The sequence below is a fragment of the Megamonas sp. Calf98-2 genome (assembly GCF_900110235.1).
Lineage (GTDB): Bacteria > Bacillota > Negativicutes > Selenomonadales > Selenomonadaceae > Megamonas > Megamonas funiformis.
This window is the reverse complement of the sequence record NZ_FOCY01000010.1, coordinates 50,041-65,691: the sequence shown is the minus strand read 5'-3', so window position 1 is coordinate 65,691 and position 15,651 is coordinate 50,041. Positions and strand designations below refer to the sequence as shown.

Below are 15,651 nucleotides of genomic sequence, written 5' to 3'. Positions count from 1 at the left end.
TGAAGATTTTATAAAAGAGTTAAAATCTTATATAAAATATTATAATACAAAACGGATAAAGATAAAACTAAAAGGACTTAGTCCTGTAGAATACAGAATTAAGTTTCAATTAGTAGCCTAATTAATATGTCCAATATTTTGGGTGCACATCATATAACTACATGCTTTTTATATTTTTCTCCTATTCAACTGATATTTATAATTTTCAATTAAAAATTGTCTTTGTGCATCTAAGTGATTTATCATAGCATATCTAGCTCCATTTATATCACCATTTTCTATACAGTTAGTAATTCTTCTATGAAAAATAACTGTATCTTTACATAAAATATTATCTGTCATAAAAATATTCTTTTTTATAGAAGAATGTATTACTTGTGTTATTTTATGAATAACACCATTTCCACTAGCTTTTGCAATTGCTATATGAAATCCTGCATCTGCTTTATGATAATCCTCACCTTGTTCTATTAATTGTTCTACCTCTTCGCAATAATATTTTATATCTTGTATATCTTTTCTAGTTGCAAATTGTGCGGCCATAGATGCCATTTCCGGTTCAAAAATCAAACGTAATGTTACCATATCAAAAATTACATTTATATCATCACTTATATATTCTAAACCTAAAGGGTCTCTGCTAATTCCTTCTTTTTCTGAAACAAAAGTTCCAGCTCCTTGTTTTATTACTATAATATTTTGCGCTGATAATACTTTTAAAGCTTCCCTTATTGTACTCCTACCAACACTAAAAGCAGATGCTAATTCATCTACTGTTGGTAATTTATCATTTGGTTTTAATTTTTGTTCTTTAATCATATTTAATATTTTATTTATTGTTATATTAACTAAAGACTTACTCATAATAAGCACTCCTTAATAATCTATCTAAATATATTTTATCACAAATATATAAAAGGACCATAATAATTTATTTTTACTATGATCCAATAGATTTAATTTATTTATATTTTCTTTCTAACATGTATAGCAAAACCACCTATACTATCTTTTAAATAAACGTTAATAATATTCCCCTTATCATCTTTAGCCCAAGTTTCATTATTGAATTCCACGCCAATACGTTTCAAGTATGCAATAGTTCGTGGCATATCAATTGTATCAATGCAAATATGGCCATGTTCGCCTAAAAACGAGCCTTTTACTACCTCTGCTACATCACCACTAAAATATGCACCAGAAGTTTCTCTTTTTTCTTGTAAAAATACATTTCCTAAAGTATTAGCTATATCATTAGCTTCATTAGCATCTTTTGTATTAATACCTACATGTGCCAATTCAAAACCTAACATTTTTTTCACAATAGCTTTGCAAACCTCAGTAATTTCATTCCATTTTTTCTCTTTAACTAATTTTGAAGGAGTCATAAAACTTCCACCAATAGCTCCTACATTAGATAATGTTAAATATTCATTCATATTATTTTCGCTGACTCCACCAGTAGGCATAAATTTTATATCAGCATACGGACCAGCTAAAGCTTTTAAAGTTTTTACTCCACCATATGCTTCTGCTGGGAAAAATTTACATACTGATAATCCTAAATTCATTGCAACTTCAATATCACTAGGTGCTACAGTTCCTGGAATTACATCTATATTATTATCTACACACCATTTGACTACATCTAAATTAAATCCTGGTGTCACAATAAATTTAGCACCTTTTTCTACAGCTTCTTTAGCATGTTCCACATCATGAACAGTACCCGCACCTACAAGAATTTCAGGTACTTCTTGAGTCATCTTTTCTATAACAGCACCACCTGCCTCTGTACGGAAAGTAACTTCTGCTACAGGTATACCACCAGCAACCAAAGCTTTTCCTAAAGGAACAGCATCTTCTACATCATCTAATACAATTAAAGGTACTAAACCTATATCAAAAATTTTTTGTATATTCTTACTAATCATAAATAAAAACTCCTTTAAAATTATTTATTCATAAAATCTTTTAACTCTTGTCTAGTTGGTAAACCTTCATTATCGCCACGACTCATAACCTGAATTGCCCCAATTGCTGTACCTCGTTTAACTGCCTCCGATAAAGTTAATCCTTCCATTAAACCAGTAACTACGCCTGTTGCAAATCCATCACCAGCACCCACAGTATCAACAACTTTTTCCACTTTATAACCTTCTACCATATAACCTTCTTCATCTTTAGTAGATACGTATGCCCCTTTACTTCCACATTTAGTTACACAAATAGAAGCTCCATTTTGTAAATAAAAATCATTAATCTCTTTTTCATCATCTGTGCCAATTAATATTTTTCCTTCTGCCTTCCCTGGTAAAACTAAATCTGCATATGATGCTAATTCATTAATAGTTTGTATCATTTCTTCTTGAGATTTCCATAATTGAGGACGTAAATTAGGATCAAAACTTATAAATAAACCTTGTTTTTTAGCCTTTTTAATTAAAGAAAATGTAGCTTTCTTAGTATCTTCTGATAAAGCTGGTAAAATACCAGTCAAATGAATATAACCATAATTTGATAAATCTATTTTTTCTACATCATCTTCATTTAATGTTGATGCAGCAGAATTTTTTCTAAAATAAAAAATTTCTGGATCTCCTACACTAGTTCTACTTTTCAACATAAAACCAGTAGCTCGTTCTTTAGAAAAAGATATAAATTCATCACCAATTTTATTATCTTTTAATACTGTAGTAATACGTTTTCCAAAAGGGTCATCACCCAATTTAGTCATATATGTAACTTTATGTTCTAATCTTGCTGTACCTATTGCTACATTAAATTCTGCACCTGCTACTGCTAAATCATAACTACTAACATTATTTAAACAGCCTTCAGTTTGGGCAATTAATAAACCCATAGGTTCACCAACTAAAACTAATCCATTCTTCATTATACTTCACCCTTTTATCATTTCTTTAACAAAAATTCATATGATGTATTTTATATAAATATAGCATATTATAGCAATTTTATCAAGATGAAATGCGTTTTTATCTATAAAATATATAAATTCATCATACCTTTATAAAAATATATCATATAAAAAGAGTAAGATAAAATATCTTACTCTTTTTCTTTTAATATTCTTAAATATTATTTTTTTGTCTCATTTCCACATAATTAATTATTATATCAGCTGCTTCATCTAAACTAATATCACTAGTATTAATTATCAAATTATAATTTTTGGAATCACCCCATTTATTTCCTGTATAATATTGATAATATTGCCCTCTTTTGCCATCTTCTTCATTTAACTCATATAATGTTTTTCCTTCGTATATCTCTTTTCCCCTTATCTCTCTATATTTATCATTTGCACAAATATAAAAAGAATATACATTTTCTTTATCTCTTAAAATATAATCTGCACAACGCCCTAATATTATACAACTTCCATCTTCAGATAATTGTTTTACTACTTTCGATTCAGCCTCAAACATTTTATTATTAATAGGTTTTGCACCATTCATACCAAAAACATAAAAAGGCATAAATTTTAAAGATAATGGCGGTATTGCTTCTTCTAATTTTTTCATTTTGTCAAAATCCATATCTTGAATTCCTAATTGTTCAGCAGCTAAATTTATTATTTGTCTATCATAAAGTTTAATACCTAATTTTTTAGCTAATATATTACTAAGTTCTCTACCACCAGAACCATATTGTCTACTTATTGTTATTACAGTATTATTATTCATTTTATTATCCTTTCACAAATCAAAATACTATTTATCTTTATATGCTGGATCTAATTCTGCTAAATCATAACGTCTAACATCATGATTAAACGATGCTAATACCCACAAATAAGCATTTTTAGAATTAGGGCTTGCGACTGTTGGATGATATCCCGCTGGTGCTTGTACCATTGTACCAGAATAAACTGTATGTACAACCATATTATCTATATCTCCACTATTTGTATAACTTACATGAAAACCAAATTTAGGTTTAGGCATATCAAAATAACAATATATTTCTTCCAAATATTTTTCATGTTGATGTGGTGGCCAACTAGTCCAACTACCATCACCACTCCATGTTAAACCACAAATCAATCTAGATGCTTTATCTTGCGGTGCTAAAGTAAACATTACCTCTCTCTGACCAGAACCTTCTCCATGAATTTGATGAATATCTCCTATTGGTAAAGATATATCAAACTTTCTAAATAAAACTTCCCCATAACCTTCACAAACAGCTCCTGCAATATAAAAAATACATTCTTCTATAGCTGTAATTCTTACTTTATTATTTCCTGGAATATAAAATGCATCAAATTTATTCATTTCTTGATTTAATATTTCATTATCACTTAATTTTGCTTTTCCTAAAATTAATACTGCATGTAACTCTAATTCTTTTGATACTAAATCATAACTATCTCCAGCTTTCAAATTTAATCTAAACATTTGCGCTTCTTTACATGCACTTTTACTAGGAATTATTACTTTATGAAAACCTACTTCTTCTGGAGACTGTACTCTCCATTTCATTAATTCATTTTTATCTAAATTCATAATATCTACACTCCATAAAATCTTTATTTATAAAATTATTTTACTAAAAAAGTACTTAAAATTGGGAATAATACTACTGCTATAAATACAGCTATATACCCTATAAAAAATGGCATTTCGCCTTTTACAATTGTCCCCATATCTAATTTAGTTACAGAAGCTGCTGAAAAAATATTAACAGCTACTGGTGGTGTCATTGTACCTACTACATTTGCTACACAAACAATCATCCCAAAATGAATTACATCTATGCCTAAAACCTTTGCTAACGGCCATAAAATAGGAACCATTAATACGCAAGTTGCAATTCCTTCCAAAAATGTACCAAATATCAATAGCATAATAGCTACCATTATACAAAATAGTGTCGGACTTAAGTTCATTGCTTTTATAGCTGCTACCAAATCTCCTGAAATTCCAGAATAAGCAAAAATCCAAGAAAAGGCTGTTGATGTTGCAATTATAAACAAAATCATGGCCGAACCTTTAGCTGAATCTAAAAAAATAGGTCCCAAATCTTTTATTGTTATCTGTTTATAAATACACAAACTTACTACTAAAGACCAAACAACCGCTACTGCAGCTGATTCTGTTGGAGTCATTATACCTGAATAAATACCACCTAAAATAATAATAGGTAAAAACAATGCAGGTAAAGCATGAATAAATGTTCTTACTAATTCTCTAGCATCTAACAATTTAGCATTTTTAGGCCAATTTTCTTTTTTAGCATAAATATAGGCTACAATCATTAAAATAAGCATTATCAGTAAACCAATAACTAATCCAGAAGTAAACATATTACTAATAGATGCTCCTGTTATTGTACCATAAACAACCATTATAATACTTGGAGGTATAATTGGTCCTAATCCGCCAGATACTACTAATAATCCTGCAACCCTATCCTTACGATATCCTAATCTAACCATATCATGATATAACATTACACCAATTGCTACTACTGTTGCAGGTGCAGAACCTGACAATGCTGCAAAAAAAGCTGATGCTAAAACTAAAGCTAAAGACATTCCACCTCTAACATTACCTATTATTGCATTTGCAAATTCTACAATACATCTAGAAATACCACCCTTTGTCATTATATTTCCAGCTAATACGAAATAAGCAATAGCCATAATAGAAGTTGACTCCAAACCACCAAAAATCCTTTGTGGAATAATGCCAACAGATACTATAAAGTCTGGTGAAAATATTATTGCTGCCATTACAGCTCCACCTAAGGCAAAAGAAATAGGTACTCCAATAGCTAATAAAAGAGCCATTGAACCAAATAAAACAAATGGCGTCATTTTTCTACCCCTCCATCTTCCATAGGAATATTACCTTTTACTAAATCTCTAATCATTTTTATGGTTAATATAAATTGAACAACTGTTATTATTCCAAAACTTATTACTAAAGCCATATATGGTACAGACATTGGTAAATGTAATGCTGCTGTTGTTTGTCCAGATACTGCTTGTATTTTTACCATATTAATACTATAAAATAATATTGATGACGAAAAAATTGTTACTATTATTTTAGATATTATTTGTATAAATAGTTTACTAACACCTTTAAATTTATTAACTAAAGCTGTAACTGCAATTTGACTTCCATCTCTTAATCCTATTTCCGTTCCTAATAAAGTCATATATATCATACAGTATGTAGCTGCTTCATCAAACCATGCTATTGGTAATTGAAAAAAATTCCTATTAACAACCTGTGCAAATGAACAAAAAACCATAAATGCAAAAGATACAACAATTATATAATTCTCTACCTTTTGTAAATATATTAAAGAATTCTTCATAATGTATTATTCACCTCATCTTTATTTTCTTTTTCAGCCTCTTGTATTGCTTTATCTACAGCATTTTGCCATTTAGGATCAAATGTAAATCCTTCTTTTTTAGCTTGTTCTTTATATAATGTCTGTAATTTAGTAATATCTATATCATGAAAAACAACACCTTTTTCTTTTAATTTATTTACAGCATCTTCATTAGCCTCTTGTAAATATTGACGTTCTGCCTGATAACCTTCTTTTACACCTTCTAAGAACGGTTCTCTTAAGTCTTCTGGTATCATATTCCAAGATTTATCTGACATACATAATAATATATATACAAATGCATGTTTTGTATTAGTTATATTTTTTGTAACTTCATAAAAACCATTAGTATAGCATCCACTAACTCCATTTTCACATGCATCTATTGTTCCTTGCTGTAATGCTGTAAATTGTTCATTAAATGCTAAAGCAGTTGGCATTGCACCAAACGAACTAAAAGCTGCCATATGATAACGATTTTGCATTGTTCTTATTTTTACACCTGAAAAATCTTCAACTTTTTCAATTGGTTTAACTGAAAAAACATCTCTAAATCCAGATTCCATATAACCAATTACATGAATGCCCATTTTTTCATATGCTGCTGCTTCAATTAAATCTCCTAATTCACCATCAACTGCCATATGTGCTTCATCCGTATTTTTCCAAAGATATGCTTGGTCTAAAATTGCCATCTCTGGTATCCAGTTGGTTAATACAGAATTTGCGGCTGTAGCTATATCTAAATCTCCGTTCATTGCTAATTCTACAGAACCACGTTCATCCCCTAATGCACCACCTGGTATCACATTAATCTTTATTCTTCCATCTGTTTTTTCATATACCCTATCAGCAATTTCTTTAGCACCTTTATAATAACAGGTAGATTCCCCATCTACTAATCCCATTCTCAAAACCAATGGATCTTCTTTGGTATATGTACGCGCTTCATCTTTACCGCATCCAGACAACATTACTAACATCGTTATACAACATATAAACGCTGATAATGTTTTTAAAATTTTTTGTTTTTTCATAATTTTACCTCCAAATTTAATATCGTATGTTTAATTCAAAATATACATCATATGATTATCGTTGTCAATATATTTTTTTATAACTATAAATCGCATTTTTTCATCAAATAAATAATATTTTTTATAAATTATATTGTTTTTATCATTTTTTTGTGTTATTATTATCTAAAATACATCAGATGAATTTTAGATATATTTCTTAAAAGGAGTTTTATTATGTCAATATTAAACACATTTGATCTAACAGGAAAAACAGCTATTGTTACTGGAGGTGGCCGAGGTTTAGGTAAAGGAATAGCTGAAGGTTTATGCGAAGCAGGTGCATCCGTAGTTATAATAGGTTCTAGTAATAGTGTTATTAATACCGCTAAAGAATTTACAGACAAAGGATTTATTGCTTATGCAATAAAAGGTGACTTATCTAATAAAGAATTAATTCCTACTATTTTCAATGAAGCTTTATCTAAACTAAATGGGAAAATTGATATTTTAATTAATAATGCAGGTATTCAACGTCGTCATAAATGTGAAGAATTTCCTTTATCTGATTGGGAAGCTGTCCTACAAGTTAATTTAAATACTGTATTTATGCTTTGTCAGCTTGCAGGAAATGTAATGCTCAAACAAGGTCATGGAAAAATTATTAATTTAGCTTCTATGCTTAGTTTTTTTGGTGGATATACAGTTCCTGCATACGCTGCTAGCAAAGGAGCTGTTGCTCAGCTTACTAAAGCACTTGCTAATGAATGGGCTAATAAAAATATTAATGTTAATGCTATTGCTCCAGGGTATATGAATACTGAAATGAATGTTAATTTAGTAAATGATACTAATCGCAATCAAGAAATTTTAAATCGTATTCCTGCTGGACGTTGGGGTACTCCAAATGATATGAAAGGATTAGCTATCTTTTTATCGTCTTCTGCTTCTAACTATATTAACGGTGCAATAATCCCAGTTGATGGTGGATACTTATCTAGATAAATTAATAAGTCAATAAAATAAATAAGGAGTTTTTTTTATGAAAATTATTATTACTGATTGTGACCATAAAGATATTAATATTGAAACTAAAGTACTAAATGACGCTGGTTTAAATTTCGAACTCAAACAATGCCATAGTGAAGAAGATGTTATTCTTCAATGTCAAGATGCTGATGCACTTATTGTTCAATATGCAAAAATCACAAAAAAAGTTATGGATTCACTTCCAAATTTAAAAATGATTGTACGTTATGGTGTAGGAGTTGATACTATCGATATAGAAGAAGCTACTAAACATAATATTCAAGTTTGTAATGTACCTGATTATGGTATGAATGAAGTGGCAGATCATGCTATTGCTCTTATGATGGCTATGACTAGAAAAATAGTTTTAATGAATAATTATACTAAACAAGAAAAATGGGATTATACTTATTCTATTCCTATTCACAGAGCATGTAATCAGACTGTTGGGGTCATTGGATTAGGCCGTATAGGAAGAAATTTTGCAACTAAAGCTCATGCTTTAGGCTATAATATTATTGGATATGATCCTTATTTTAAAGAGTCTGATGATACTAAATTTATCACTATAAAAAGTTTAGATGAACTTATTTCTTCTGCAGATATTATTTCCTTACATATTCCAGCAGAAGGTAATCAAAATCTATTCAATAAAGAAACATTTAAAAAAATGAAAAATAATGCAATCATTATTAATGTTGCTCGTGGTGGTATCATTAATGAAGATGACTTATATGATGCTTTAAACTCTAAAGAAATTGCTGGAGCTGCTATTGATTGTGTTTGTAAGGAACCTATGTTACCAAAACATAAACTATTTACATTAGATAATTATATTGCTACACCTCATATGGCTTGGTACTCTGAGGAAGCATCTCAAGAATTAAAACGTAAAGTAGCAGAAGAATGCGTAAACTTTTTAAAACATTCTTTTGTTCGTTATCCAATTAATCATCTAAAATAAATTTTTTTAAAGGCACGCAAATTTATTAATTTACATGCCTTTTTTATTTATAAAAATTTTATAAAATCTTTATTGTAAAGTTTACACTTTTTTATATTCACTCTAAATCTAAATTATGTTAATATATTACTAACATAAATTTTATTTAGTCAGTTAAGTAAAATTATTATCTGTATATATTATATAAAGGTAGGTTGATGACATGATTGAGGATAGCACAAAATTTGAGCTAACAGATGAACTCAAAGAAAAAATTGATAATATCTTACAAGCTCACGATTATGATTACACTCAAATTGTTGGTATTCTAGTAGAAGTTCAAGAACAAATTCTCCAACATTATATTCCTAAAATTGTAGCTTACTATATTGTAGAAAAACTTCCTAACGTAAAACTTTCTGTCATTTATGACTGCATAACTTTCTACGATACTTTATCTGATAAACCTCGTGGACGTTACCCAATCGAAGTATGCGATAGCATCGCTTGCAAAGTAAATAATAATGAATTCTTAATTGATACATTGCGTCGTCTTTTAAATATTGATTTTGATACTGTAACTTATGATGGTAAATTCACTTTAGAAAAAGTATCTTGCTTTGGTGCTTGTGATGTTGCTCCAGCAGTGAAAATAAACGGCACAGTATATGGTCATTTAGACAGCGAAGAAAAAATTAGAGATTTATTACAAAAATTCATCTAAGAAACGGAGGTATTTTCATGAGTAGTGTAAAATACATAACTGAAAATTTTGGTAAATATGATGTATTTTCCATTGAATCATATATGAATATCGGTGGTTTTTCTGCTTTGAAAAAAGCAATTACTATGGATAAAGAAGATATTGCTAGTTTATTAACTGAAGCAAAAATCAAAGGTCGCGGTGGTGCAGCATATCCTATGGGACGTAAATGGTCTCAAGCTCGTGCTGTAGAACGTCCTCATCATTGTGTAATTTGTAACGCTGACGAAGGAGAAACTTGTACTTTTAAAGATCGTGAATTAATAAAAAATGACCCTTTCAATCTAATTGAAGCCATCATCATTGCTGGCTGGGCAGTAAATGCTGAAGATGGTTATATTTATATGCGTTCAGAATATAGTAGATTCCGCCCTCGCCTTTTAAATGCTATCAAACAAGCTGAAGAAAATGGTTTCTTAGGTGAAAATATTTTAGGTACTGGTTGGAATTACAAAATCCATCTATATTCTGGTGCTGGCGCATACGTTTGTGGTGAAGGTACTGCTCTTATCCGCTCTATGGAAGGTAAAGCTGGTCGCCCTCGCATGAAACCACCATTTATGAAACAAAGTGGTCTATTCGCTCGCCCTACTTGCATGAATAACGTAGAAAGCTTATCTATCGTACCTCATTTACTTCGTGATAGTGCTAAAACTTACATGAAATACGGTGTAGGTGAATCCTTAGGTACAAAACTTGTAAGCATTGGTGGTAACGTAAAAAAACCTGGTGTATATGAAATTCCATTCGGTACTACAATCCGTGAAATCATTTATGATTTAGCTGGTGGTATTCAAGGTGATCGCAAAATTCGCCTCATTCAATTCGGTGGTGCTTCTGGAAAAATAGCTGATGATAGTATTTTAGATGTTCCTTATACTTATGAAGATTTCAAAGAACATGATTTAGTCATCGGCTCTGGTTCTATTCTTGTAATCGATGAACGTACTTCTGTAATAGATTTCTTACGTTATACTCAAGATTTCTTCTTACATGAAAGTTGTGGTCAATGCACTCCATGTCGAGAAGGTAACCGCCATATCAAAATGTTCTTAGATAAAATCAAAGCTCAAACTCATACACAAGAAGACTTAGAAACTATGCAAACTTTTGCCAAAGTTATGCCTATGTCTTCACTTTGTGGTTTAGGAGAAACAGCACAAAATGCTTTAAAATCCGCTATGAAAATTTTTCCTGATACCTTTAAAATAAAAAACTAGGAGGCATTGGAAGTTAATGGAAGAGTTAATCAATCTTAAAATAAATAATATGCCTATAAGTGTAAAAAAAGGCACTAAAATTTTACAAGCAGCTCAAATGCTTCATATAGATATTCCTCATTTATGCTATCACCCTGACCAACGCATCAAAGCACGTTGTCGTATATGTTCTGTAGAAGTTGTCGGTCAACGCCGTTTACTTGCAGCTTGTTCTACTGAATGTTGGGAAGGTATGGAAGTATTCACTGATACAAAAGTTGTACGCGATACTCAACGTGGTATTTTACAATTAATCATGGCTGACCATGAAGAAAATTGCTTGACTTGCCCTCGTAATGGTAACTGCGTACTTCAAAAACTTTGCAGTCGTTTCAATGTTCTTCGTCCAAACATTCCTCATGTTGGTCAACATATCGAAAAACGTGGTGCTAATCCAAGCTTAGTGCATGACCCTGAAAAATGCGTTAAATGCGGTCGTTGTATCCGTGCTTGTAAAGAAATTCAAGGTATTGAAGTTTTAGGTTTTGCTGGACGCAGTACAAATATTCATGTAACAACTCCATTTGATGCTGAATTTGATAATACAAAATGTGTGCTTTGCGGACAATGTAGTCTTGCTTGCCCTGTAGGTGCATTAGTAGAAAAAGATGATACTGACCGTGTTCTTGATGCCATCTTTGACCCTAATAAAACTGTTATCGTTCAAACAGCTCCAAGTGTACGTATAGCTTTAGGCGATGAATTCGGTATGCCAAAAGGCTCTATCGTAACTAAAAAAATGGTTACTGCACTTCGCATGATTGGCTTTGATAAAGTATTTGATACAAACTACGGTGCTGACCTCACTATCACTGAAGAAGCTAATGAATTAATCGAACGTATAAAATCTGGCAAAAAAATGCCAATGGCTACTTCTTGCTGTCCTGGTTGGGTAAATTATATGGAAAAACATTATCCTGACCTTTTAGACCATTTATCTACTACAAAATCTCCTATGCAGATTTTCTCCGCTATCACTAAAACACATTATGCAAAACAAGAAAATCTCGACCCTAAAAATATTTTCACTGTAGCAATCATGCCATGTATTGCAAAAAAATATGAAATCACTCGTCCTGAAATGGCTCATGATGGTCGTCCTGATACTGACGCAGTATTGACAACTCGTGAATTAATCAAACTCATTAAATATATCGGTATTGATTTTGAAAATCTCCCTGAAAGTGAATTTGATAATCCTATGGGTACTGCTACAGGTGCTGCTGCTATCTTTGGTGCTACTGGTGGCGTTATGGAAGCTGCACTTCGTACTACTTACGAATGGCTCACAGGAGAAGAAATGAAAAATGTTGAATACACTCCTGTTCGCGGTTTTGATGGTATCAAAGAAGCTCAAATCAATATTGGCGATAAAACTATCAACATCGCTGTAGCTCATACTTTAAATAATGCCAAAATCCTCATGGATAAATTGCGTGCTGGCGAATGTAAATATGATTTCATCGAAGTAATGGCTTGCCCAGGTGGTTGCTTAGGTGGCGGTGGTCAACCTATCGGAACAACTATGGAAGTAAATAAAAAACGCATGGAATCCATCTATCAGATAGATAAAAATACTAAATATCGTAAATCTCATGAAAATCCATATTTAAAACAACTCTATAAAGATTTTCTTGAAAAACCAGGTAGTGAAATTGCTCATAAATTATTGCACACTCATTACCAAGCACGTAAAAAACAATTTGATTTTGAAAAATAATTTATTGAAATAATTCATTATGGAAACTAAATTAAATTCATTAAACATCATTGATGATTTAGTCATCAATCCCCAATTTAATAAATCAAAAATAAAAAAACTTCTTGATGAATTATCTCAAGAAGCCTATGCAGGGCCGCTTAGCAAATATCTATTTGCAGCGGCTCGCTTTGTTCGCGAAAAATCATATGGACATAATGTCTTTTTACGCGGTCTTATTGAATTTACCAATTACTGCAAAAATGATTGCTATTATTGCGGTATTCGCTGTTCTAATCATAAAGCTACTCGCTATCGCCTATCCTTAGAAGAAATATTATTATCTTGTGAAATAGGCTATAAAAATAATCTTCGCACCTTCGTCTTACAAGGAGGCGAAGATATATATTTTTCTGATGATAAAATGATACAAATAATTAAAGAGATAAAAAATAAATATCCCGAATGTGCTATCACTTTATCCATCGGTGAAAAAACAAGAGCAAGCTATCAAAAATATTTTGACGCTGGAGCAGATAGATATTTACTTCGTCATGAAACAGCTAATATTTCACATTATCAAAAACTTCACCCAGCAAAAATGGATTTAAATAATCGCTTAAACTGCCTAAAAATTTTAAAAGATATTGGCTATCAAGTGGGAGCTGGTATGATGATTGGCTCACCATATCAAACTTTAGACAATTTATTGAATGACTTAGAATTTTTAAGTGATTTTCGTCCTCATATGATAGGCACTGGCCCTTTTATTCCACATGAACAAACACCGTTTAAAGATAAAACGGCAGGTAGCGTTGATTTGACTTTAGTCATCTTGGCTATAATTCGTTTATTACTGCCTAAAATTTTATTGCCTGCAACAACTGCACTTGCCACATTAGCTCCGAATGGAACTATAAAAGGTCTTGAAGCTGGCGCTAATGTCATCATGCCTAATATTTCACCTTTAAATATTCGTTCACTTTATACTTTATATAATAATAAAAAAATAACAGGTGGCGAATCTTTAGAAGGTATCATAAAATTAACAAATGCCTTGCAAGAACATGGCTATCATGTAACCTCTGGTAGAGGCGATAGCTTAATGTCTTAATATATATTTCTAAAGAAAGAAGTTGATAGATTTGTACAATCCAAAATCCTCTAAAGCAGAAGAATTTATCAATCATGAAGAAATTTTATCTACTCTTGCTTATGCTGATGAACATAAACATGATAAAGCTTTAATCACTGAAATTTTAGCTAAAGCAAAACTTGAAAAAGGTCTTTCCCACCGCGAAGCTTCTGTGCTTTTAGCTTGTGATATTCCTGAACTCAATGAAGAAATTTTCACTCTAGCAAAAAAAATTAAAGATGATTTTTATGGCGATAGAATTGTTCTATTCGCGCCACTTTATCTTTCTAATTACTGTGTTAATGGCTGTGTATATTGCCCTTATCATGCTAAAAATAAACATATTGCTAGAAAAAAATTAACTCAAGAAGATATCAAACGCGAAGTCATCGCCCTTCAAGATATGGGACACAAACGCCTTGCTTTAGAAACAGGCGAAGACCCTGTAAATAATCCTATCGAATATGTACTTGAAAGCATCAAAACTATTTATAGCATAAAACATAAAAATGGTGCTATTCGCCGTGTCAATGTCAATATCGCTGCTACAACTGTTGAAAATTATCGCAAATTAAAAGAAGCAGGTATCGGCACTTATATTTTATTCCAAGAAACTTACCATAAAGAAAGCTATGAACAACTTCACCCAACAGGGCCAAAGCATAATTATGCTTATCATACAGAAGCTATGGATAGAGCTATGGAAGGTGGCATTGATGATGTTGGCTGTGGCGTATTATTTGGCTTAGAAAAATATCGCTATGAATTTGCAGGTCTACTCATGCACGCAGAACATCTTGAAGCACGCTTTGGCGTAGGTCCTCATACTATCAGCGTTCCTCGTATCCGTCGTGCTGATGATATCGACCCATCCACTTTTGATAATGGTATTGATGATGATACTTTTGCCAAAATCGTAGCTTGTATCCGCATTGCTGTTCCTTATACTGGCATGATTGTTTCCACTCGTGAAAGCCAAGCTTGTCGTGAAAAAGTATTGCAACTTGGTATCTCTCAAATCAGTGGTGGCTCTCGCACAAGCGTTGGTGGCTATGCCGAAAAAGAAGCTCCCGAAGAAAATTCCAGCCAATTTGATGTAAGCGATAATCGCTCCTTAGATGAAGTCGTAAATTGGCTTATGAAATTAGGTTTTGTCCCTAGCTTCTGTACAGCTTGCTATCGTGAAGGTAGAACAGGCGATAGATTTATGAGCTTATGTAAGAGTGGTCAAATCTCCAATTGCTGTTTACCTAACGCTTTAATGACACTTAAAGAATATCTTTGCGATTATGCTAGTGATGATACAAAACAAGTGGGCGATAAATTAATTCATGAACAATTAGCGCAAATTAAAAGCGATAAAGTTCGCGATATCGTAACTAAACAACTTCATTTAATCGCTGAAGGTCAACGTGATTTCAGATTTTAATAAAAA

The 15,651-nt window shown here is 31.5% G+C and carries 16 protein-coding genes; 8 read left to right on the top strand and 8 right to left on the bottom strand.

Annotated elements, in window-relative coordinates:
* On the top strand, positions 1–121 hold a 121-nt coding region (locus BMX03_RS04525), incomplete at its 5' end, for an IS3 family transposase (RefSeq protein ID WP_143052066.1).
* A gap of 47 nt (positions 122–168) precedes the next feature.
* Here the strand turns inward: BMX03_RS04525 and BMX03_RS04520 are convergent.
* The 8 genes from BMX03_RS04520 to BMX03_RS04485 all read right to left on the bottom strand — a co-directional run bounded on the left by BMX03_RS04520 (position 169) and on the right by BMX03_RS04485 (position 7,409).
* Positions 169–864 carry a FadR/GntR family transcriptional regulator gene (locus BMX03_RS04520; protein WP_015562955.1) on the bottom strand — a complete coding sequence of 232 codons (696 nt, stop codon included), beginning with the start codon at positions 862–864 and terminating at the stop codon, positions 169–171.
* A gap of 101 nt (positions 865–965) precedes the next feature.
* The gene (locus tag BMX03_RS04515) at positions 966–1,934 is read right to left on the bottom strand and encodes a bifunctional 4-hydroxy-2-oxoglutarate aldolase/2-dehydro-3-deoxy-phosphogluconate aldolase (RefSeq protein ID WP_091694101.1); all 969 of its coding nucleotides are present in this window, start codon (positions 1,932–1,934) and stop codon (positions 966–968) included.
* 20 nt (positions 1,935–1,954) lie between these two features.
* Positions 1,955–2,896, bottom strand: coding sequence for a sugar kinase (locus tag BMX03_RS04510; RefSeq protein WP_091694098.1), 942 nt, complete (start codon positions 2,894–2,896; stop codon positions 1,955–1,957).
* Positions 2,897–3,092: 196 nt separating this feature from the next.
* Positions 3,093–3,707 (bottom strand): cytidylate kinase-like family protein, encoded by a 615-nt coding sequence (locus BMX03_RS04505; protein WP_091694096.1) that lies wholly within the window; start codon positions 3,705–3,707, stop codon positions 3,093–3,095.
* A gap of 27 nt (positions 3,708–3,734) precedes the next feature.
* Complete coding sequence (locus tag BMX03_RS04500) at positions 3,735–4,529, bottom strand: 5-deoxy-glucuronate isomerase (protein ID WP_091694093.1); 795 nt, start codon at positions 4,527–4,529, stop codon at positions 3,735–3,737.
* Positions 4,530–4,564: 35 nt separating this feature from the next.
* Positions 4,565–5,842, bottom strand: a complete 1,278-nt coding sequence (locus BMX03_RS04495) for a TRAP transporter large permease (protein WP_091694090.1) — start codon at positions 5,840–5,842, stop codon at positions 4,565–4,567.
* A complete protein-coding gene (locus BMX03_RS04490; RefSeq protein WP_091694088.1) occupies positions 5,839–6,351 on the bottom strand; it encodes a TRAP transporter small permease in 513 nt (170 codons plus the stop codon). Before BMX03_RS04490 ends, BMX03_RS04495 begins: the two co-directional genes overlap by 4 nt.
* Positions 6,348–7,409, bottom strand: a complete 1,062-nt coding sequence (locus BMX03_RS04485; protein ID WP_255361408.1) for a TRAP transporter substrate-binding protein — start codon at positions 7,407–7,409, stop codon at positions 6,348–6,350. Before BMX03_RS04485 ends, BMX03_RS04490 begins: the two co-directional genes overlap by 4 nt.
* A 216-nt stretch (positions 7,410–7,625) precedes the next feature.
* Here BMX03_RS04485 and BMX03_RS04480 point away from each other — a divergent pair, with 216 nt between their 5' ends.
* The 7 genes from BMX03_RS04480 to hydG all read left to right on the top strand — a co-directional run bounded on the left by BMX03_RS04480 (position 7,626) and on the right by hydG (position 15,645).
* Positions 7,626–8,393, top strand: a complete 768-nt coding sequence (locus BMX03_RS04480) for an SDR family oxidoreductase (protein WP_091694085.1) — start codon at positions 7,626–7,628, stop codon at positions 8,391–8,393.
* A 37-nt stretch (positions 8,394–8,430) separates the two neighbouring features.
* Positions 8,431–9,381: a C-terminal binding protein gene (locus BMX03_RS04475; protein WP_091694083.1), complete on the top strand. Its 951-nt coding sequence runs from the start codon at positions 8,431–8,433 to the stop codon at positions 9,379–9,381.
* A 202-nt stretch (positions 9,382–9,583) separates the two neighbouring features.
* Entirely contained in the window at positions 9,584–10,084 is a 501-nt protein-coding gene (locus BMX03_RS04470; protein ID WP_091694080.1) for an NADH-quinone oxidoreductase subunit NuoE family protein, read from the top strand.
* Positions 10,085–10,101: 17 nt separating this feature from the next.
* A complete protein-coding gene (locus BMX03_RS04465; protein ID WP_075555138.1) occupies positions 10,102–11,343 on the top strand; it encodes a complex I 51 kDa subunit family protein in 1,242 nt (413 codons plus the stop codon).
* A 16-nt stretch (positions 11,344–11,359) separates the two neighbouring features.
* Complete coding sequence (locus tag BMX03_RS04460; RefSeq protein WP_018998555.1) at positions 11,360–13,102, top strand: NADH-dependent [FeFe] hydrogenase, group A6; 1,743 nt, start codon at positions 11,360–11,362, stop codon at positions 13,100–13,102.
* 19 nt (positions 13,103–13,121) lie between these two features.
* The gene (gene hydE, locus BMX03_RS04455; RefSeq protein WP_091694077.1) at positions 13,122–14,195 is read left to right on the top strand and encodes a [FeFe] hydrogenase H-cluster radical SAM maturase HydE; all 1,074 of its coding nucleotides are present in this window, start codon (positions 13,122–13,124) and stop codon (positions 14,193–14,195) included.
* Positions 14,196–14,226: 31 nt separating this feature from the next.
* Positions 14,227–15,645, top strand: coding sequence for a [FeFe] hydrogenase H-cluster radical SAM maturase HydG (gene hydG / locus BMX03_RS04450; protein WP_091694075.1), 1,419 nt, complete (start codon positions 14,227–14,229; stop codon positions 15,643–15,645).
* Positions 15,646–15,651 lie beyond the last annotated feature (6 nt).

What these genes read in the sequence shown, in the direction of transcription:
- BMX03_RS04520 (WP_015562955.1), bottom strand. Translation starts at nt 864, where the DNA reads ATGAGTAAGTCTTTAGTTAATATAACAATAAATAAAATATTAAATATG.
- BMX03_RS04515 (WP_091694101.1), bottom strand. Translation starts at nt 1,934, where the DNA reads ATGATTAGTAAGAATATACAAAAAATTTTTGATATAGGTTTAGTACCT.
- BMX03_RS04510 (WP_091694098.1), bottom strand. Translation starts at nt 2,896, where the DNA reads ATGAAGAATGGATTAGTTTTAGTTGGTGAACCTATGGGTTTATTAATT.
- BMX03_RS04505 (WP_091694096.1), bottom strand. Translation starts at nt 3,707, where the DNA reads ATGAATAATAATACTGTAATAACAATAAGTAGACAATATGGTTCTGGT.
- BMX03_RS04500 (WP_091694093.1), bottom strand. Translation starts at nt 4,529, where the DNA reads ATGAATTTAGATAAAAATGAATTAATGAAATGGAGAGTACAGTCTCCA.
- BMX03_RS04495 (WP_091694090.1), bottom strand. Translation starts at nt 5,842, where the DNA reads ATGACGCCATTTGTTTTATTTGGTTCAATGGCTCTTTTATTAGCTATT.
- BMX03_RS04490 (WP_091694088.1), bottom strand. Translation starts at nt 6,351, where the DNA reads ATGAAGAATTCTTTAATATATTTACAAAAGGTAGAGAATTATATAATT.
- BMX03_RS04485 (WP_255361408.1), bottom strand. Translation starts at nt 7,409, where the DNA reads ATGAAAAAACAAAAAATTTTAAAAACATTATCAGCGTTTATATGTTGT.
- BMX03_RS04480 (WP_091694085.1), top strand. Translation starts at nt 7,626, where the DNA reads ATGTCAATATTAAACACATTTGATCTAACAGGAAAAACAGCTATTGTT.
- BMX03_RS04475 (WP_091694083.1), top strand. Translation starts at nt 8,431, where the DNA reads ATGAAAATTATTATTACTGATTGTGACCATAAAGATATTAATATTGAA.
- BMX03_RS04470 (WP_091694080.1), top strand. Translation starts at nt 9,584, where the DNA reads ATGATTGAGGATAGCACAAAATTTGAGCTAACAGATGAACTCAAAGAA.
- BMX03_RS04465 (WP_075555138.1), top strand. Translation starts at nt 10,102, where the DNA reads ATGAGTAGTGTAAAATACATAACTGAAAATTTTGGTAAATATGATGTA.
- BMX03_RS04460 (WP_018998555.1), top strand. Translation starts at nt 11,360, where the DNA reads ATGGAAGAGTTAATCAATCTTAAAATAAATAATATGCCTATAAGTGTA.
- hydE (WP_091694077.1), top strand. Translation starts at nt 13,122, where the DNA reads ATGGAAACTAAATTAAATTCATTAAACATCATTGATGATTTAGTCATC.